The sequence below is a fragment of the Halomonas sp. MS1 genome (genome assembly GCF_024182575.1).
Lineage (GTDB): Bacteria > Pseudomonadota > Gammaproteobacteria > Pseudomonadales > Halomonadaceae > Vreelandella.
Genome location: NZ_CP098926.1, coordinates 1,361,309 through 1,380,648, shown reverse-complemented (window position 1 = coordinate 1,380,648; position 19,340 = coordinate 1,361,309). Strand labels below are relative to the sequence as shown.

Sequence of the window (19,340 nt, the reverse complement as noted above, 5' to 3'; positions counted from 1 at the left end):
GGCATCGCTGGATATAACAATGGGCCTTCGCTGAGGCCCATTGCTTTATCAACTGCTTTATCAATTGCGTTACTTAGTGCCCCAGAATCTGGCTTAAGAATAGCTGGGTACGTTCTGACTGCGGGTTATTGAAGAACGGCTCAGGGGCGTTTTCTTCGATGATTTGCCCTTGGTCCATAAAAATCACCCGGTCGGCGACGGTTTTGGCAAAGCCCATTTCGTGGGTCACACACAGCATGGTCATGCCTTCATTGGCAAGCTCCACCATGACGTCTAGCACTTCCTTGATCATTTCTGGGTCAAGCGCCGACGTTGGTTCGTCGAATAGCATGACGTCAGGGTGCATGCACAGTGAGCGGGCAATGGCGACCCGCTGCTGCTGGCCGCCGGAAAGCTGACCCGGGTACTTAAGCGCCTGTTCAGCAATACGCACCCGTTCTAAGTATTGCATAGCCATTTCTTCCGCCTCGCGGCGCGGCTTTTTTTGCACCCACATGGGCGCTATACAGCAGTTTTCCAGCACTGTTAAGTGAGGGAAGAGGTTGAAGTGCTGGAATACCATGCCCACGCTACGGCGGATTTGCTCGATACGCTTAACGTCTTGGGTAAGCGGTACGCCGCCTACCACGATATCGCCTTGCTGGTGCTCTTCCAGGTGGTTAATGCAGCGAATCAAGGTTGACTTGCCCGAGCCTGAAGGCCCGCAAATAACAATACGCTCGCCGCGCTTTACTTCCAGGTCGATATCGCGCAGCACGTGAAAATCGCCGTACCATTTATTAACGCCGCGCATTTCAACCATCAGGTCAGAAGTAGGAGTACCAGAGATGTCGGTAGCTGCTTGAGTCATGTCTTTATCCTGCTAAAAAATCGTTAATAAAAGCGGCGTTAGTGCTTATGACCGGTGTGTAGCTTGCGCTCTAAATACTGGCTATAGCGCGACATGCTGAAACAGAAGACCCAGAACATGAAGGCGGCAAAGACATAGCCTTCCAGCGAGAAGCCCAGCCAGCGTGAGTCGGCCAGCGCCGCTTGCACGATCCCCAATAGGTCAAATAGCCCGATGATCATGACCAGGGTGGTGTCTTTAAACAGCGAAATGAAGGTATTCACGATGCCGGGAATCATCATTTTCAGCGCCTGGGGAAGCACAATCAGCCCCATACGCTTCCAGTAGGTCATGCCGAGCGCAGCAGCAGCCTCTTCCTGGCCTTTTGGAATGGCTTGCAGGCCGCCACGAATAACCTCGGCCATGTAGGCGCTTTGGAATAGCGTTAGGCCGATCAGCGCCCGTACTAAACGGTCTACATTCATTTCAGAGGGTAGGAACAGCGGCAGCATTACCGAGGCCATGAATAGCACCGTAATCAACGGTACCCCACGCCAGAACTCGATAAATACGACGCAGAAACTTTTCACGATAGGCATATTGGAGCGCCGCCCCAGCGCCAGCACAATGCCGATAGGCAGTGCGCCCACCATACCGACGGTGGCCAGCAGCAGGGTTAGCAGTAAGCCACCCCAGCGATGCGTAGGCACGCGAGGCATGTCAAAGTAGCCGCCGTGCAGCAGCACATAGGCAACGATGGGGAAACCGACGAGCGCAAATATCGCCACCCAACGTTTGAGGGGCAGGCGGGGAATGGCCAGCCAAGCTATCAGCGTAAAGAAACCAGCAAAGACGATGTTGGCGCGCCAGATTTCCTCACGGGGATACAAGCCGTAGATGAACTGGGTGAAGCGTGCATTGATGAAGACCCAGCAAGCCCCTTCCCGAGAGCAGTCATCTCGTGTGGTACCGATCCAATCGGCATTCAAAAACGCCCACTGAACGGTGGGAACGACAAGCAAATAGAGTATGTAAAGCCCGATTAGGGTAAAGATAGTATTGATCGGGCCGTTGAACAGATTGGCACGTAGCCAGGCAACTGCCCCGACAGAACTACTCGGGGCTGGCCGCTCTTTAATGATTGTTTGATTATGGATCATGTAAATATCCTCACCGTCGGCCTAGCGTTCAACCAGTGCCACTCGGGCGTTGAACCAGTTCATAAACATGGACACCAGCAGGCTGATGGTTAGGTAGACCGCCATGGTCATTGCAATGACCTCAATGGCTTGGCCGGTCTGGTTCAGCGTGGTGCCTGCAAACACCGAGACAAGGTCGGGATAACCGATGGCGGTTGCCAGCGACGAGTTCTTAATCAAGTTCAAGTACTGGCTGGTTAGCGGCGGAATAATGACGCGCAGTGCCTGAGGGATAACCACCAGACGAAGTACTAGGTTACGTGGCAGGCTTAGTGCCTGGGCAGCTTCCGTTTGCCCGTGCGAAATTGCCTGAATGCCAGAGCGGACAATTTCAGCAATAAATGAGGCGGTATAAATCGACAGTGCCAGCCAAAGCGCGAGGAATTCGGGGATTACCGTAATACCGCCACGGAAATTAAAGCCGCGTAATTCCGGCATTTCCCAGGTAACCGGCACGCCAGTGGCAACTAGCACTAACAGCGGTAAGCCAAAAATCAGCAAAAACGAGATCCAGTAAGCTGGCAGGCGTTTGCCTGTGGCTTCATGGCGACGCTTGTTCCATATCACCAGGGCAATACTGGCAACAATGGCGACAAGGAAGGTAAGAGGGATCAAGCCAAAGCCAGACTCAAACAGCGGCTGGGGTAAATACAATCCGCGTACGTTGAGAAAGAGGGCCTCGCCAAATGCCAGGCTATCTCTGGCGCTTGGCAGCGTACGTAATACCGCAAAGTACCAGAAGAATATTTGCAGTAGCAGCGGAATATTGCGGAAGGTTTCGATATAGGCGGTGGCTAAGCGCGCTAGCAGCCAGTTAGGCGACAGGCGGGCGATGCCAACAATAAAGCCAATGATGGTCGCGGCCAATACCCCTAGGCCACCCACCAGCAACGTATTCAGTAAGCCAACCAGGAAGGTACGGCCATAAGTGCTCTGAGATGAGTAGTCGATCAGACTCTGCACAATCCCAAAGCCTGCGGTGTTGCCCAAGAAACCAAACCCGGTGGTGATACCACGTGCGGATAAGTTGTCTTGGACATTACCGACAATGTAGAGCAGAAAGGCTGCCACAGCGGCGACGAGGAGTAGCTGGAAAATAAGCGCACGTTTGGCGCGATCTCGCCAAAACGGCGGCTTGTGGCCAGCGGGACGAGTGTTAGGACTTACGGACATGGAAGGCGTCTCCGCGATACGGACGGTCAATCAGATGGCCCGCCGATGCCCTTGGAAGGATGGAACGGCGGGCCGGGGTCAAACGAGACGCTTAGCGAATCGGCGGTGCGTACTGGAAGCCACCTTGGTTCCAGAGGGCGTTAACACCGCGCTCAATTTCAAGCGGAGAGCCCATACCGACGTTGCGCTCAAAGCTTTCGCCGTAGTTACCGACTTGGCTCAGGATGTTGTAGGCCCAATCGGCTTCTAAGCCCATACCTTCACCGTAGTTGCCATCTTGGCCAAGTAGGCGGGCAACATCAGGATTCTCAGAGCTGAGCATCTCCTCGGCATTTTCGCTGGTGACGCCATACTCTTCGCCGTTAATCATGGCGAATAACGACCACTTCACGATGTTAAACCATACATCGTCGCCTTGACGTACCACAGGGCCCAGAGGCTCCTTGGAAATAATGTCGGGTAGAATGACCGCGCTGTCCGGTTCATCTAGCTGAATACGCAGTGCCGCCAGCTGAGAGGTATCCGAGGTTAATACATCACAGCGCCCAGACTGGAAGCCACCCACGGTTTGTTCAGAGGTATCAAATACAATGGGGTCGAACTGCATGTCGTTGGCGCGGAAGTAGTCGGCTACGTTGAGTTCGGTCGTGGTGCCAGACTGAATACAAATAGCGGCACCATCCAATTCGTCGGCACCACTCAGACCCAGAGCGCGGTTAACTAGGAAGCCGATACCGTCGTAAAAGGTCACGCCAGTGAAGTTGAGGCCCAGCGTGGTGTCACGAGTGGTGGTCCAAGTGGTATTACGTGATAGTACGTCGACTTCGCCAGACTGCAGGGCCGTAAAACGCTCTACAGCGTTCAGGGAAATGTAGTTCACCGCATCAGCATCACCGAGAACGGCGGCGGCAACGGCACGACATACGTCAACGTCGAGTCCTTGCCAGTTACCTTCATCGTCCGGGGCGGAAAAGCCTGGCAGGCCGTCGCTGACGCCGCACTGTACGGCGCCGCGTTCCATCGTGTCTTCTAACGTATCAGCTTGAGCAGTGGCGACACCGGCCAACGTGATAGCACCCGCGGAGGCCAGCAGTACCAAGTGTTTTTTATTCATCATGGTCGTTCCCCTTACTCGATTTAATGTCGTTATGCATGCAGATGCATGACACTAGAAGCTAGCAAGGAAGGTGCCAGAAAGGATATGTCGTCAAATTCAACGCTTTTCAACGCAAAATGCCTGCTGTATACGAAAGTATTGGTGCAAAAAGAAACATTAGCGACTAGTGATTGCTCTATTTTGATGCATAGTCGCTAATGTGGCTGTTAGCTTAAAAAATAGTGTCGCTCAGTGTGATGGATTAACGGGCTTGAAGGATGAATAGGATTAACGAATAGGGGGTGCGTACTGAATGCCGCCATCTTTCCACAAGGCGTTTAAGCCTCTGGCAATCTTGAAGTCAGAGTCGGCACCAACGTTTCTATCAAAGATATCGGCGTAGTTACCCACCTGCTTGATAATTTGGTACGCCCAATCGGTATTGATGCCCATTGGCTCGCCAAAGTCACCATCTTGACCAAGCAGGCGCATGACATCAGGATTCTCCGAATTAAGCTGTTCATCTACGTTAGCTTGTGTAATGCCCAGCTCTTCCGCATTTAGCATGGCAAACAGCGACCACTTCACAAGATTGAACCACTGGTCATCATTTTGACGAACGGCTGGGCCCAGCGGTTCTTTCGAGATAATTTCAGGGAGCACGACCGCCATGTCGGGATCAGCAAGCTGCATCCGCTGGGCATACAGTTGGGAAGCGTCGGAGCTTAAAACATCGCAACGACCCGCTTCAAAGCCAGCAATAGACTGCTCCGGCGCATCAAAAACGACAGCATCATAAGTCATGCCGTTGATGCGGAAGTAATCAGAAAGATTGAGTTCGCTGGTGGTGCCAGACTGGGTACAAACTGCCGCGCCATCAAGCTCTTTGGCGCTTTGCACGCCTAGATCGCTGGCCACCATAAAGGCTTGGCCATCGTAGTAACTTACGCCGGTAAAATTCATCCCCATCGTTGTGTCACGGCTCGAGGTCCAGGTCGTGGTGCGTGATAGGACATCGACTTCGCCAGACTGCAGCGCGGTGAAACGTTCTACCGAGTCGAGTGGCACGAAATCTACTTTTGTCGCGTCACCAAGCGCCGCAGCGGCAATGGCACGGCATACATCGGTATCCAGGCCCCGGTATTGGTCGTTGTCATCTAATGACGAAAAGCCTGGCTGGGCGGCGTTGACGCCACAACGTACGCTATCGCGCTCCTGAACGGTTTCCAGCGTGCTGGCCATGGCCATCGCCGGTACTAAAACACCAATTCCTACTCCCAACCAACGAACGGTTTTCATTTGTTATTCCTTAACGTGAAAGGGCAAGTAAACGTAAGCACATAAAAAAAGCCGAGCAATGCTCGGCTTTTTGGCTATTCGCAGGCGCAGTGTTACGCGAAGGCTTTACGCATAAAAGGCGGCAGCGATAGTGCACCACGGTGAGCATCACCAGTGTAGTACTGTAGCGGCATTTTATGCTCAGCGGCAGCCTGTTCGCGGAAGCTTTCAACGCTGGTCGCTTTACCGGCCAACGTGACGCTCCACCAGCCAGAAGGGTAAACCGGCTGTGGGAAGGGCAGTGTGGCCACGCTATCAAAGCCCGCTTCACGCATATCGTTACGCAGTTCGCGAATAATAGAGCCGCTGTGGTAAAGCGGTGATTCGCTTTGCTGCACCATCACACCGCCATTTTTTAGAATACGGTGGCAGCGCTTCAGGAAGTCGGTTTTAAACAGCCCTTCGGCGGGGCCGACCGGGTCGGTAGAGTCGATAATCAGCACGTCGATGCTCTCATCGGCAGCGTCGTCTACCCACTTCACACCGTCTGCAAACAGCAGCTCGGCACGCGGGTCGCCGTTGGCTTCTACCAGCGCTGGGAAGAAACGCTCGGCGGCCTTGGTCACTTCTTCATCGATGTCGATTTGCGTCACTTTTTCAACACCAGGGTGACGTAACACCTCTTTTAACGTGCCGCAGTCGCCGCCGCCAATAATCACTACCCGCTTGGGGTCTTGATGGGTGAACAGCGCCGGGTGGGCTATCATTTCGTGATAGAGGAAGTTGTCGCGATCGGTCAGCATCACGCAGCCATCGAGCACCATCAGGTTGCCGTAGGTCTCCGTGGTATACACTTCCAGGTGCTGGTAGGGACTTTGCACATCCAGCAATTTCTCAGTGACTTTCAGCGAGAAAGCGCTGCCGTGGCTATCAAATACTTCGGTAAACCACTGGTCGTCGCGTAAATCGCTCATTACTTTGCTCCTGGGCGCGGGGCGTTCGTTTGGGTAGGAATGCCTTGATGATACTGCGGGCTTAAATCGTGCAGCGCCTCCATAAAGGCGGTGACGTGGTCAGGGTTGGTGAACTGGCTGATGCCATGGCCCAAGTTAAAGACGTGGCCCGGGCCGTGGCCGTAGCTCTCCAGTACGCGAGCCACTTCGGCGCGAATGGCCGAGGGGCGGGCGAACAGCACGTTGGGGTCGAGATTGCCCTGCAGCGCGACTTTATGGCCCACGCGGGAGCGGGCGTCGGAAAGCTCGGTCGACCAATCGATGCCCAGGGCATCGGCTCCGGCACAGGCGATGTGTTCCAGCCATTGGCCGCCGTTCTTGGTAAACAGAATAACCGGCACATGGCGACCATCGTGCTCACGAATCAGGCCGGAGACAATTTGCTCCATGTAGCGCAGCGAAAATTCCAGGTAGGCGGGGGTTGAAAGCGCACCGCCCCAGGTATCAAAAATCTGTACCGCTTGAGCGCCCGCGCGAATTTGCGCGTTTAGGTAGTCGGTTACCGACTGTGCCAGGGTATCCAGCAACTGGTGCATGGTGTCTGGCGTATCGTAAAGCATGGTTTTCAGATGACGGAAATCTTTGCTGGAGCCGCCTTCCACCATGTAGGTGGCTAGCGTCCAGGGGCTACCCGAAAAGCCAATCAACGGCATGCGGCCGTTCAGCTCACGACGAATGGTCGATACCGCACGCATCACGTAATCGAGATCGCGCTCGGCGTTGGGTACCGTTAACGCTGCAACCTCTTCTGGGGTGCGTACGGTTTTTCTGAATTTAGGGCCTTCACCGGTTTCGAAATAGAGCCCTAGCCCCATCGCATCTGGGATTGTGAGGATGTCGGAGAATAGAATGGCGGCATCTAGCGGGTAACGCTCAAGGGGCTGTAGCGTTACTTCACAAGCTAGGTCATGGTTGCGACACAGATCCATAAAACTGCCAGCATCGGCGCGGCTGGCGCGATATTCTGGCAGGTAGCGGCCTGCTTGGCGCATCATCCACACCGGAGTGCGGTCGACGGGCTGGCGAGCCAGCGCACGAAGAAAACGGTCGTTTTGCAAAGGTGTGGTGGTCATAAACACTTGCTCTTGAGAAGTTTGCCCGCATTGTAAGGGAGTCATTGTACTTGAAGATAACGGTACTTGAAGATAACTGTGTCTGAAGGCGGCAATTGTACTGAAAAACGTACTTAAAAACGCCTCTCCCTGTTGAGACCGTGAGGCTACCGCTGCTTCCTGGTAGAATGTTTTCTTATTTTTCCAACACCGGTGTGGTTAGCTGGTTTGGTTAATCGACGAGGTAACCTGTGACCATTCGCTTCATTGCCGCTTCCCGGCTGCCCACCCCTTGGGCCACATTCACCATGCACGGCTTCGAAGACGAAGCCACGGGTAAAGACCATATCGCCTTAACGCTAGGTGATGTGAGCGGCGGCGAGCCAGTACTGGGGCGCGTGCATTCTGAATGTTTAACCGGCGATGCGCTGTTTTCCATGCGCTGCGACTGCGGCTATCAGTTACAAGAAGCGCTCAAGCGAATTGCCGAAGAAGGTCGTGGCGTGCTGTTCTACCTGCGCCAGGAGGGGCGAGGTATTGGGCTGCTGAATAAAATCCGTGCTTATCATCTGCAAGATCAAGGTGCAGACACGGTTGAAGCCAATGAGCAACTTGGTTTTGGTGCGGACATGCGTCGCTATGACCTGTGTGTGCCGATGCTTAACCACTTGGGTATCACGGCATTAAAACTGATGACCAATAACCCTCGAAAGGTGGATGCGTTAACCCGAGATGGCGTGAATGTGGTTGAGCGCCTGCCGATTACCACAGGCCTAAATCCCCATAATGAGCACTATCTCTCAACCAAAGCGGGCAAGCTTGGCCATATGATGGCGCTGGACGATTTTACCCAGGCCAGCGACGTCGATATTGAACGTAAAGGGTGACTAAGCCCTTTTGTCACACTACTGAACCGCTCTTCTGTCTGAAAGCTTCTAAAGCCCGCTCTCCTGAGTATTTGTTGAGCAGATACTCGGCTGAGTTTCGTTAAGGCTGCGTAATAATCGAGATGTAATTAGCTTATAACTGCCTGAGTGACTATTTTGCATAGTGGGGTAGGGGAAATGATCTTCTCTACGCTGACTATCCTACGTTACGTGACAGAGGTTTGTTATGGCTGAAACAATTATTAAAATTGACCTTAAACAATCACCTTACGAGAACGAACAGATCCATAATCGCTGGCATCCCGATATACCCATGGCCTGCATGGTAAAGCCTGGCGACGACTTTATCGTTGAGTGTCATGACTGGACTGGCGGGCAAATCCATAACAATGATAGCGCCGACGATGTGCGCGATGTGGACTTAACCCAGGTTCACTTTTTATCAGGTCCCGTGGGGGTTGAAGGTGCTGAGCCTGGCGATTTGTTGGTGGTCGATATTCTTGATATTGGTACCTTTGAGGAGAGTCAGTGGGGGTTCAATGGCTTTTTTTCTAAACAGAATGGCGGTGGTTTTTTAACCGAGCACTTCCCAGAGGCTCAAAAGTCGATCTGGGACTTTAACGGCATGTTCACCAAATCCCGACATATTCCTGGTGTCGAGTTTGCTGGTTTAATCCATCCGGGTTTGATTGGCTGCCTACCTTCAAAAGAGATGTTGGCTGAATGGAATAAGCGGGAAAAAGCACTTTACGATACCGAGCCTGACCGTATCCCTCAGTTAGCCGCGCTTCCCTACGCAGATACGGCACATATGGGCAAATTGTCAGGCACTGCCAAGCAACAAGCTGCCGCTGAAGGCGCGCGAACCGTACCGCCCCGTGAACATGGTGGTAATTGTGATATCAAAGATTTATCGCGTGGGTCGACAATTTATTTTCCCGTTTACGTTAAAGATGGTGGCTTGTCGGTAGGCGACCTGCACTTTAGCCAAGGTGATGGGGAAATCACCTTTTGTGGCGCCATTGAGATGGCCGGTTGGATCCACTTGCGGGTTAACCTGATCAAAGGCGGGATGGAGAAGTACGCCATCAAGAACCCTATTTTCAAACCGAGTCCTATCACGCCGAAATACGATGATTACCTGATTTTTGAAGGGGTGTCGGTAGACGAGCAGGGTAAACAGCACTACCTGGATGTACATGTGGCTTATCGTCAGGCCGTTCTCAATGCCATCGAATATCTCAAAAAATTTGGTTACACCGGTGCTCAAGCCTACTCGCTACTAGGCTGCGCGCCCGTACAAGGGCATATCAGTGGCGTTGTCGATATTCCCAATGCTTGCGCAACACTTTGGCTGCCAACGGATATTTTTGATATTGATGTGAAGCCGAATGCCAATGGGCCTGGAGCGCAAGTCGCCCAGGGGGCTGATCTGCCGCTCTCCAAAGATAAGTAGAGCGCTTAGCCACCGCTGCATTGAGAAAGGCAGCGACACGCCAGTATCGCTGCCTGTTTAAAATGGATGCTAACAAGGAGAAAGTGGTATGCCTCTCTATGACTATAAATGTGCTACCCATGGCTTGTTCCACGAACTGGTTCCACTGCGCGAAGTAGGTGATGCTTGCGCTTGCCCAACGTGTGGAACGCTGTCACCACGAGTACTGCTGGTCGCCCCTCAGTTATTAACGATGGACCCAGCGCGGCGCAGCGCTTTTGCACGGAATGAAAAAGCCGCACACGAGCCCAGGCATGGTAACCAGCAGAGTGAGCACGAAAAAGGCTGTTGTCATCAAGAACGTCATAAGCCCCAAGTATTTTATACGGCGGAAGGCAATAAAATGTTCCCTTCCGCACGGCCTTGGATGATAAGTCATTAAAGCCACGTTACCTGCGCCAGCGTTGTAGGTATTGAACGCATGGAGTGATAATGGTGGGGCGTGGCATATCAGGAGCGCCCCAGGATGAAGGCTCTAGATGAACAACGGCGTGACGTGCTGCCTCAACAGCAGGGTGAGTTCAGCATTGTCGAAGAGTGGTTACACAGCATTACCCACGGGGTTGGCGCTGTGCTCAGCTTGGTGGGTATGGTCGTGCTGCTGGTAGTAGCGAGCTTGGCCGCCCACGTCGACCCTTGGAAAATTGTCAGCCTGAGCCTGTACGGCACCACGTTAGTCCTGCTTTATACTGCTTCGACTTTTTATCATGGCATTTCTCATCGGCGCTGGAAGCAACGCTTCCAGCTGCTTGACCATTGCGCAATTTACTTGCTTATCGCGGGCACTTATACGCCTTTTCTGCTCGTTAATATGCGCGGCACCACGGGCTGGGTGTTATTTACCGCCGTGTGGTCGCTAGCGCTAGTGGGAATTGGCTGCAAACTGCTCTGGCCACAGCGTTTCGCGGTACTACGCGTGGCTATCTATTTACTGATGGGCTGGATGATCGTCCTGGCCTCTAGAGAGATGGCGGCCAGTCTGTCGGTGACCGGCATCGCTCTGCTTGCCGCAGGGGGAATCATCTACACGCTAGGGGTTATCTTCTATGCCGTGCGTGCCATTCCCTACAATCACGCTATATGGCATCTGTTTGTGATTGCCGGAAGTATTTGCCACTACTTTGCCGTCTACAGCGCTGTTCTACCTCATGGGGCGGTTACCTAGCGATCAACTGCCGCTTCTTGCTCTTTTTCCACGGCACGGGCTAGCGCTGGGCGCTCAGCGTGACGTGCGCGGTAGACAGCTAGGGGTTCAGGCAGTCGGTGTTTCATACTGGCTGCCCACGTTAACGTATGGGTAAGGAAGATATCTGCCAGGGTGAACGTCTCGCCGACTAACGTCTCCTGGCCCTGGTAACGGCGTTCTAGTGCTAGCAGTGCCCGCTGAAATTCCCAGGCGGCGGTGGGCAATACTGAAGGCACGCGCTTATCTTGGGGGAGCGCAAATTTATGCTTGGCCTGAAGCCACAGCGGTTGCTCGATTTCGGTGACGATAAAGCTTAGCCACTGGTCGACCTGCGCTCGCTCAGCGGCGCTTTCTGGCAGAAGGCGGCCATCACCGTATTGCTCGGCTAGATAACGGCAGATAGGTGCCGATTCAAACAGCGTTAGCTCGCCATCTTCAATCACTGGCACCTTGCCATCTGGGTGGCGGGCTAGGTGCTCAGCAGTTTGTCCCTCGCCGCTATCCAATGCGACATGCTGGCAGCGGTACTCCAGGCCAAGCTCTTCAAGTGTCCAGGTAACCCGCAGCGAGCGAGAGTTCGGAAAACTGTAGTTCGTTATCATTAGGCGGCTCCTAAGCAGCGCGGTGAGGCTTTAATGTAGCGAGTGCTTAGAAACCTGTCGAGCTACCGGTCTCGGGCGCTGCGGATGCGTTCGTATGCGTTGCCAATTTCGCTGGTGCGTGCCTGGGCCACTTCACGCATGCTTTCAGGCAGCCCTTTGCCTGCGAGCTTATCGGGGTGGTTTTGGCTCATCAGGCGGCGGTACGCTTTCTTAATCTCGGCGTCGCTGGCATCTTCACTCACGCCCAGTACTTGATAGGCGTCTTTCAATGCCTCTTCGCTGGAGCCCTGCGAATTCGCGGCGGCACCGTGAAGCATGGCTTCGATTTGCTGCACTTCGGCGTCGCTACAGCCTACGCCGCGGGCCACGCGCAAAATCATCTCGTGCTCGGCAGGATGCAGCACGCCGTCGGCCGCAATGGCGGTTAACTGAACCTGCAAAAACACTTGGCGTAAAACCGGTTGGCGCTGGGTCAATCGGTTAACGTTCGCCAGCTCTGCATCAAGGTTAAAGCCGTCGGAGCGTCCGCGCTCGAAGGCCGCTCGCGCCTTGGCACGCTGTTCGCCTTGAAGATGCATTTGGTCGAACAGTTTTTCGGCCACGCCCAGCTCGCCATCGGTGACTTTACCGTCGGCTTGGCACAAGCAACCCATTACCGAGAAGATCGACTCTAAAAAGCCTTCTTGGATTTGTGTGCGGGCAGCGTTTAAGCGGCGGCTAATGCGTCGCCCTAGCCACCAGCCCAGCCCACCACCGACCAGCAGGCCAATGGGGCCGCCGACAGCAAGGCCAATCAGGCCAAACAAAATAATCAAAAATAGCATGGTGTTCTCAGCCGTTGAAAAGTGAAAAGTTACGGGAGACGAGCGCGAATAGCGCGCTCGATTCCGTCGGCATCCAGACCGCAGTCACGTAGCAACTCTGCGGGGGTGCCGTGTTCAACAAAGGTGTCAGGTAGGCCTAAATTGAGCACCTCGATTTGTACCCCTTCCGCGTGCAGCAGCTCGTTCACAGCGCTGCCTGCACCACCGGCGATCACATTCTCTTCCAGAGTGACCAGCAGCTCATGTTCATCGGCGGCATGCAGCACGGTGTCTCGGTCCAGTGGCTTGATAGAGCGCATATTGATATGCGTTGCGTCGAGCTTTTCGGCAACCTCAGCGGCGGCGCTGTTGACGCTACCAAATGCCAGCAATGCAATGCGTACACCTTCAGTCCCAGCGTCGCGGCGTAGCTGTGCTTGGCCAATGGGCAGCGGCTCTAAGTGTTCAGGAATGGCTGCGCCCGGGCCTGTGCCACGTGGGTAGCGAACCGCTGCTGGGCCTGGGTGATGGTAAGCGGCGCTAAGCATGGCGCGGCACTCTGCTTCATCAGCAGGGGCTAAAATCACCATGCCCGGAATGCAACGTAAAAAAGACAAATCCATGCTGCCGTGATGCGTTGGTCCGTCTTCACCCACAAGGCCTGCGCGGTCAATTGCAAATGTTACGTCTAGATTCTGGACGGCCACATCGTGAATAAGTTGGTCGTAGCCGCGCTGTAAGAACGTGGAATAGATCGCCACAACAGGCTTCATGCTCTCGCAGGCCATGCCCGCAGCGAGCGTTACGGCATGCTGCTCGGCGATCGCGACATCAAAATAGCGCTCAGGATACTGCTGGGAGAAACGAATTAAATCCGAGCCTTCGCCCATGGCGGGGGTAATTCCCATCAGCCGTGAATCGGTGGCTGCCATATCGCACAGCCAGTCGCCGAACACGTTGCAGTACTTTTTCTTAGCCGGGGCCTTGGGCGCTGCCGCGGGCTTCACCAGTGGCGCATTGGCAGTGGCGCTGGGCTTTTCTAGCTTAGTGATGGCGTGGTAGCCAATCTGGTCAGCTTCGGCGGGCAGAAAACCTTTACCCTTAACTGTTTTGATATGCAGAAATTGGGGGCCGTCCTGGTCGCGCAGGTTGCGCAATGTTTCGGTGAGCGCCTCCAGGTCGTGGCCATCGATCGGGCCGATGTAGTGAAAGCCCATTTCTTCAAATAGCGTGGCAGGGCTCACCATGCCTTTCATGTGCTCTTCGGTGCGCTTGGCAAGCTCGAGTGCGCCCGGCAGATGGGAGAGCACTTTTTTGCCTTCTTCACGCATCTTAAGGAAGGGCTTACTAGACAGTACACGGGCTAGATAGGTCGCGATGCCGCCAACATTTTCCGAGATCGACATCTCATTGTCGTTCAGCACCACTAGCATATTGGCGTTAACGTGGCCCGCATGGGCCAGTGCTTCAAACGCCATTCCCGCAGTGAGTGCGCCATCGCCAATAATGGCGCACACACGACGCGGGTCGTTTTGTGCCTGGGCGGCTAGCGCCATCCCCAGGGCGGCTGAAATTGACGTGCTGGAGTGGCCAACACCGAAGGTGTCGTAATCAGATTCTGCGCGGCGGGGAAACGCTGCTAGGCCGCCATGCTGGCGAATACTGAGCATCGCTTCGCGTCGCCCAGTTAAAATTTTATGCGGGTACGCTTGATGGCCTACGTCCCACACCAAACGGTCTTTGGGCGTATGAAATGCGTGGTGCAGCGCTACGGTCAGTTCCACAACGCCCAGGCCTGCACCGAAGTGGCCGCCTGTCACACCCACGCTGTATAGCAAGTAGGCACGTAGTTCGTCAGCCAACTGGGCAAGCTGCCTAGCATTCATGGCCCGCAGTGCAGCGGGATGATCAAAAGAGTCGAGCAGCGGCGTTGCCGGGCGCTCGCGGGGAATCTCGTCGAACAGCTTCATAGGCATGTTTTCATGGACAGGGTCATGGACATCGTTTAGTGGTCGCGCTCGATCATATAGTGGGCAAGATCGGCCAGCGGTGCGCCTTGCTCGCCAAGCGGGGCGAGGGCGGCAATGGCCTCTTCGATAAGCATATTTGCTTTGCGTTGTGCGCCGGAAAGTCCCAGTAAGCTGGGGTAAGTCGGCTTGGCACGTGCAGCATCAGCGCCAGAGATTTTACCCAGTGTGACGGTATCGCCCGTCACATCAAGGACATCGTCATGAATCTGGAAGGCTAGACCAATGGCGCGGGCGTAGCGAATCAGAGCGGCAAGCCGAGGATCGTTTTCATCCACCGCGACTAAGCCGCCTAAGCGCACGGCGGCCACAATCAGCGCGCCAGTTTTGTGGGCATGCATATGAGCCAAGGCATCCACGTCCGGATGGCCACCTACGGCGGCTAAGTCGAGTGCCTGGCCTGCGACCATTCCTGCCCGGCCAGAGGCAACGGCCAGCGTGGTGACTATGCTGCCAAGCCGTGGATGAGGCTGGCTGGCAAGTACCTCGAAGGCCAGTGCTTGCAGTGCGTCTCCCGCTAAAATTGCGGTGGCTTCATCGAACGCTTTATGCACAGTGGGTTGGCCGCGACGCAGGTCGTCATCGTCCATGGCAGGCAAATCGTCATGAATCAATGAGTACGCATGAATCAGCTCAATGGCTGCTGCAGGTGCATCCAGCGCGTCGTCCCGCGCCCCTAGCGCGTTACCTGCGAGATATACCAGCAGTGGCCGCAAGCGCTTACCACCTACCAATAGGCCGTGACGCATAGCGGCTTCCAGGCGCGGCGCGATGGCTGGTTGGGAGTCAAACAAGGCTGAAAGTGTGGCATCCACCCGCGCGTTACTCGCGTGGCGCAGCGTCGCCAGTTGAGAAGCATTAGCCGTCGTTACCATGGCGGCGTTTCCTCGCTGTCGTTGCCGTGATGAGTGGCATTGTCCGTTTCTGGAACCGTCGCGAAAGAGGTAACGTCAAGCTTACCATCGCGGTCTTCACTTAATGCGCGAACTTTTAGTTCGGCGTTGTCGAGCCGCTGCTGGGCTTCACGCGTGAGTCTCACGCCTTGTTCAAACGCGGTCAGAGCGTTCTCCAATGAGAGTTCGCCGGACTCAAGGCGTTCCACAATGGTTTCAAGCTGTGAAACCGTTGCGGCGAAATCTTGCGCTGGTGGAGTGTTATCGCTCATTGGGTAAGGCCTACTATTTTGCTGGCGCCCTGACGCTGATTACGGGCGGCGAATGTGACTATAGCCGTGTTATCAAAAAATAAACGCCCAGTATACACCGAGCTAAGGGGGTGGCGTCTGCCCTCATCCTGGGTCAATTCTGCTACTTGCGTCTGGTTCATCTTGTAAACGCACACTTTTCATCATCTCAAGACGCCGAGAGCGGCAGTGATTGTGCTACCATATGCGCCTTCCGTGAACCGATACACGGCGCATGCCGCCGACCATAGAGGTTGATTCAGCCATGGCCAAAACGTCCCTGGACAAGAGCAAGATCAAGATCCTGCTGCTCGAGGGCGTCCACCAAAGCGCGGTGGACAATTTTCACAACGCAGGTTATGAGAACATCGAGCACCTGCCGACATCGCTAGATGAAGCGTCGCTGATCGAAAAGATTCGTGATGTGCACTTCATCGGCATTCGCTCGCGTACGCAGCTCAATGAGCGCGTATTTGACGCGGCAGAAAAGCTGGTGGGCGTTGGCTGTTTCTGTATCGGAACGAACCAGGTTGACTTGACGGCAGCCCTTAAGCGCGGCATCGCGGTGTTTAACGCGCCGTACTCCAATACCCGTTCGGTCGCAGAGTTAGTGCTGGCGGAAGCCATCATGCTGCTACGTGGTATCCCCGAGAAGAATGCTCGCGCCCACCAAGGCGGCTGGCTGAAATCGGCGAAAAACTCCCACGAAGCGCGGGGCAAAACCCTGGGTATCGTTGGTTACGGTAGCATCGGTGCGCAGCTTTCAGTATTGGCTGAATCGCTTGGCTTCAATGTTATCTATTACGATGTGATCACCAAGCTAGGCATGGGCAATGCGAATCAGGTAGCGAGCCTGGAGCAATTGTTAGAACGCTCTGACGTGGTTAGCCTACACGTTCCTGACTTGCCTGCTACGCGCTGGATGATTGGCGAGAAAGAGATCGCGGCCATGAAACAGGGCGCCATCCTGATTAACGCAGCCCGTGGTAGCGTTGTTGAGATTGAACCACTGGCAGAGGCGATTAAGGCTGGCAAGCTGAACGGTGCCGCTATTGATGTCTTCCCGGTAGAGCCGAAAGGCAACGATGAAGAGTTCCAAAGCCCGCTACGCGGCCTGGATAACGTGATTTTAACGCCCCATATCGGTGGTTCTACCCTGGAAGCTCAGGAGAATATCGGTATTGAGGTGGCTGAAAAGCTGATTACTTATTCGGATAATGGCACCACGGTTACCTCTGTTAACTTCCCCGAAGTAGCGCTGCCCGCTCACCCGGATAAGCACCGTCTGTTGCACATTCATGACAACGTGCCTGGCGTGTTATCGCAAATTAACCGCGTACTGTCTGAAAACGGCATCAACATTTCAGGTCAGTACCTGCAAACCAATGACAAAGTGGGCTACGTGGTCATTGATGTCGATAAAGCCTATGGCCCACAGGCCCTAGAAGCGTTGAAGAAAGTTGAGCACACGCTGAAAATTCGCGCGCTGTACTCGTCGCATAATAGTTAAACACTGCTGTCAGCGTGATCATCTAAAACGGCCTCACTTTTGAGGCCGTTTTTCGTTTCAGGGCTGAGGTTGCGCTAGGCTAGATCAAACAGCAGCACTTCGGCTGCTTGTCCGCCGGTTACGCTAAACGTCTCACCCGGTTGAAAGGCGGCGGCATCTCCAGAGCCAAGGGTTTCGCCGTTAACGTCAATCGTGCCTTTCACCACATGCAACCAGGCATAGCGTGACGGTGGGGCCGCCGCCTGCTCGCCAGCGTCGAACAAGCCAGCGTAGAGGTTAACGTCTTGGTTAACGCTCACCGACCCTTCGCGACCATCTTGAGAAGCGACTAAGCGCCACTGTCCCTGGCGTTCAGCGATTGGAAAGGCTTTCTGCTCATAACTAGGGGCAATGCCGCGCTTGGCAGGCTCGATCCAAATCTGCAGGAAATGCAGCCCGTTCTCTTTTGAATGATTAAACTCGCTGTGCAATACGCCAGTACCTGCGGACATACGCTGTACATCGCCCGGGCGCATGACTTCACCGTTACCCATATTATCGCGATGCTCCATTTCCCCTTCCAGCACGTAGGAGATGATATCCATATCCTGGTGAGGGTGGGCGCCAAAACCATTGCCAGGGGCTACCCGGTCTTCATTAATTACCCGCAGCGCGCGGAATCCCATATGGTTAGGATCCACATAGTTGGCGAACGAAAAGGTGTGGAAAGAACGCAGCCAGCCGTGGTCGGCATAGCCCCGCTCGTTAGAACGACGGATGTGCATGGTGTTCTCCGAAAACGTCGTAGGAATAACACCAATATACGCCCGCTCGACGGGCGCGTGGGGTGAAGCTTTTTAGATGGTCAGATCGAATAAATCGACGATTGATCAGCGCCCCCTAGTCATTGTCAGGCAGAGCAGCACTTTGCCTGAATTGTTTGCTAAACTATGCGCGTTTATTTACCCGGTCCGCCCTTTGCGAGGGCGACTACCAGGAGTATTCCATGACGGAAACCACCCAAATGCCGCCCATTGTGGTCGCGGCACTGTATAAGTTTGTCACTCTGAACGACTTTGAAGCCCTGCGTGAGCCTCTGCGTCAGACAATGGTCGATAACAACGTTAAAGGCACGCTGCTGTTGGCTAAAGAAGGCATTAACGGCACCGTGGCGGGCACTCGTGAGGGCATTGATGCCCTGCTGGCCTGGCTGACCGCCGACCCTCGCTTAAGCGATATCGACCACAAAGAGTCCTACTGTGACGAAACGCCGTTTTACCGTACTAAGGTGAAACTGAAAAAAGAGATCGTCACCCTGGGCGTGCCGGATATTGATCCCAACGATACCGTTGGCACCTACGTGGAGCCGGAAGATTGGAATGACGTGATCTCCGACCCGGACGTGCTGGTGATTGATACCCGCAATGATTACGAAGTGGCGATTGGTAGCTTTGAGCGGGCGATTGACCCGAAAACGACCACCTTCCGTGAGTTTCCTGAGTACGTGCGTGAGCACTACAACCCAGAAAAGCACAAGAAAGTCGCGATGTTTTGCACCGGTGGCATCCGTTGTGAAAAGGCCTCCAGCTTTATGCTGAAAGAGGGCTTTGAAGAGGTCTATCATCTTAAAGGCGGTGTGCTGAACTACCTCGAAAAGGTCCCGGAAGAGCAGTCCTTATGGCGTGGTGAGTGTTTCGTGTTTGATAACCGCGTCACCGTGCGCCACGACCTTAGCGAAGGTGAGCATGAGCAGTGCCACGCTTGCCGTATGCCTATTTCGCTTGATGATATGCAGTCATCGGCCTACGAGCCGGGCATCAGCTGCCCTCACTGCATCGACTCACTCCCCGAAAAAACCCGCGCTGCCGCCCGAGAGCGTCAACGCCAAATCGAACTGGCTAAGGCCCGTGGTGAACCCCATCCTCTAGGCTATAACCAGCGCAAGGGCAACCGCGCAAACACGTAACTCACGAGGCCTCCTGCTCTTCAGGAGGCCTCTTTGGTCGTATCTCGCCAACATTAGCCTTT

General features: G+C 54.5%; 19 protein-coding genes. 6 read left to right on the top strand and 13 right to left on the bottom strand.

All coding sequences use genetic code 11. From position 1 onward, the window contains the following. Positions 1-73: 73 nt before the first annotated feature. The 7 genes from NF683_RS06130 to hemE all read right to left on the bottom strand — a co-directional run bounded on the left by NF683_RS06130 (position 74) and on the right by hemE (position 7,661). Entirely contained in the window at positions 74-802 is a 729-nt protein-coding gene (locus NF683_RS06130; protein ID WP_009723183.1) for an amino acid ABC transporter ATP-binding protein, read from the bottom strand. Positions 803-888: 86 nt separating this feature from the next. After that, positions 889-1,989 carry an amino acid ABC transporter permease gene (locus NF683_RS06125; RefSeq protein WP_253921562.1) on the bottom strand — a complete coding sequence of 367 codons (1,101 nt, stop codon included), beginning with the start codon at positions 1,987-1,989 and terminating at the stop codon, positions 889-891. Between the two features lie 21 nt (positions 1,990-2,010). Beyond that, positions 2,011-3,201, bottom strand: coding sequence for an amino acid ABC transporter permease (locus NF683_RS06120; protein ID WP_038479441.1), 1,191 nt, complete (start codon positions 3,199-3,201; stop codon positions 2,011-2,013). A 91-nt stretch (positions 3,202-3,292) separates the two neighbouring features. Continuing rightward, positions 3,293-4,318: an amino acid ABC transporter substrate-binding protein gene (locus tag NF683_RS06115; protein ID WP_253921561.1), complete on the bottom strand. Its 1,026-nt coding sequence runs from the start codon at positions 4,316-4,318 to the stop codon at positions 3,293-3,295. A gap of 267 nt (positions 4,319-4,585) precedes the next feature. Continuing rightward, complete coding sequence (locus NF683_RS06110; RefSeq protein ID WP_193060685.1) at positions 4,586-5,596, bottom strand: amino acid ABC transporter substrate-binding protein; 1,011 nt, start codon at positions 5,594-5,596, stop codon at positions 4,586-4,588. A gap of 92 nt (positions 5,597-5,688) precedes the next feature. Then, a complete protein-coding gene (gene speE / locus NF683_RS06105; protein ID WP_038479432.1) occupies positions 5,689-6,549 on the bottom strand; it encodes a polyamine aminopropyltransferase in 861 nt (286 codons plus the stop codon). Then, positions 6,549-7,661 (bottom strand): uroporphyrinogen decarboxylase, encoded by a 1,113-nt coding sequence (gene hemE / locus NF683_RS06100; protein WP_089040305.1) that lies wholly within the window; start codon positions 7,659-7,661, stop codon positions 6,549-6,551. The genes speE and hemE overlap by 1 nt, the downstream gene beginning before the upstream one ends. A gap of 230 nt (positions 7,662-7,891) precedes the next feature. Between hemE and ribA the strand changes: the two genes are divergently transcribed. The 4 genes from ribA to trhA all read left to right on the top strand — a co-directional run bounded on the left by ribA (position 7,892) and on the right by trhA (position 11,187). Then, entirely contained in the window at positions 7,892-8,527 is a 636-nt protein-coding gene (gene ribA / locus NF683_RS06095) for a GTP cyclohydrolase II (RefSeq protein ID WP_030071109.1), read from the top strand. Between the two features lie 226 nt (positions 8,528-8,753). Beyond that, on the top strand, positions 8,754-9,983 hold the full coding sequence (gene fmdA, locus NF683_RS06090; protein WP_089040306.1) for a formamidase: 1,230 nt from the start codon (positions 8,754-8,756) through the stop codon (positions 9,981-9,983). Positions 9,984-10,071: 88 nt separating this feature from the next. Then, the gene (locus tag NF683_RS06085) at positions 10,072-10,404 is read left to right on the top strand and encodes an FmdB family zinc ribbon protein (protein WP_253921560.1); all 333 of its coding nucleotides are present in this window, start codon (positions 10,072-10,074) and stop codon (positions 10,402-10,404) included. 84 nt (positions 10,405-10,488) lie between these two features. Further along, positions 10,489-11,187 carry a PAQR family membrane homeostasis protein TrhA gene (gene trhA / locus NF683_RS06080; RefSeq protein WP_253921559.1) on the top strand — a complete coding sequence of 233 codons (699 nt, stop codon included), beginning with the start codon at positions 10,489-10,491 and terminating at the stop codon, positions 11,185-11,187. Here trhA and NF683_RS06075 read toward each other — a convergent pair. From NF683_RS06075 to NF683_RS06055, 5 genes are all read right to left on the bottom strand, one after another. Further along, the gene (locus tag NF683_RS06075) at positions 11,184-11,810 is read right to left on the bottom strand and encodes a glutathione S-transferase family protein (protein ID WP_089040308.1); all 627 of its coding nucleotides are present in this window, start codon (positions 11,808-11,810) and stop codon (positions 11,184-11,186) included. The genes trhA and NF683_RS06075 overlap by 4 nt on opposite strands. A 62-nt stretch (positions 11,811-11,872) precedes the next feature. Beyond that, positions 11,873-12,634 carry a co-chaperone DjlA gene (gene djlA / locus NF683_RS06070; protein WP_253921558.1) on the bottom strand — a complete coding sequence of 254 codons (762 nt, stop codon included), beginning with the start codon at positions 12,632-12,634 and terminating at the stop codon, positions 11,873-11,875. 29 nt (positions 12,635-12,663) lie between these two features. Continuing rightward, positions 12,664-14,589 (bottom strand): 1-deoxy-D-xylulose-5-phosphate synthase, encoded by a 1,926-nt coding sequence (dxs, locus tag NF683_RS06065; protein WP_193060688.1) that lies wholly within the window; start codon positions 14,587-14,589, stop codon positions 12,664-12,666. Positions 14,590-14,618: 29 nt separating this feature from the next. Beyond that, on the bottom strand, positions 14,619-15,515 hold the full coding sequence (gene ispA, locus NF683_RS06060) for a (2E,6E)-farnesyl diphosphate synthase (RefSeq protein ID WP_253921557.1): 897 nt from the start codon (positions 15,513-15,515) through the stop codon (positions 14,619-14,621). Continuing rightward, positions 15,509-15,805 carry an exodeoxyribonuclease VII small subunit gene (locus NF683_RS06055; RefSeq protein ID WP_120386078.1) on the bottom strand — a complete coding sequence of 99 codons (297 nt, stop codon included), beginning with the start codon at positions 15,803-15,805 and terminating at the stop codon, positions 15,509-15,511. The genes ispA and NF683_RS06055 overlap by 7 nt, the downstream gene beginning before the upstream one ends. Positions 15,806-16,088: 283 nt before the next feature. Between NF683_RS06055 and serA the strand changes: the two genes are divergently transcribed. Further along, positions 16,089-17,333, top strand: a complete 1,245-nt coding sequence (serA, locus tag NF683_RS06050) for a phosphoglycerate dehydrogenase (RefSeq protein WP_089040312.1) — start codon at positions 16,089-16,091, stop codon at positions 17,331-17,333. A 74-nt stretch (positions 17,334-17,407) separates the two neighbouring features. Here serA and NF683_RS06045 read toward each other — a convergent pair whose 3' ends face one another. Next, positions 17,408-18,097: a pirin family protein gene (locus tag NF683_RS06045; protein WP_253921556.1), complete on the bottom strand. Its 690-nt coding sequence runs from the start codon at positions 18,095-18,097 to the stop codon at positions 17,408-17,410. Between the two features lie 221 nt (positions 18,098-18,318). Between NF683_RS06045 and trhO the strand changes: the two genes are divergently transcribed. Further along, the gene (gene trhO / locus NF683_RS06040; protein ID WP_089040314.1) at positions 18,319-19,278 is read left to right on the top strand and encodes an oxygen-dependent tRNA uridine(34) hydroxylase TrhO; all 960 of its coding nucleotides are present in this window, start codon (positions 18,319-18,321) and stop codon (positions 19,276-19,278) included. Positions 19,279-19,340 lie beyond the last annotated feature (62 nt).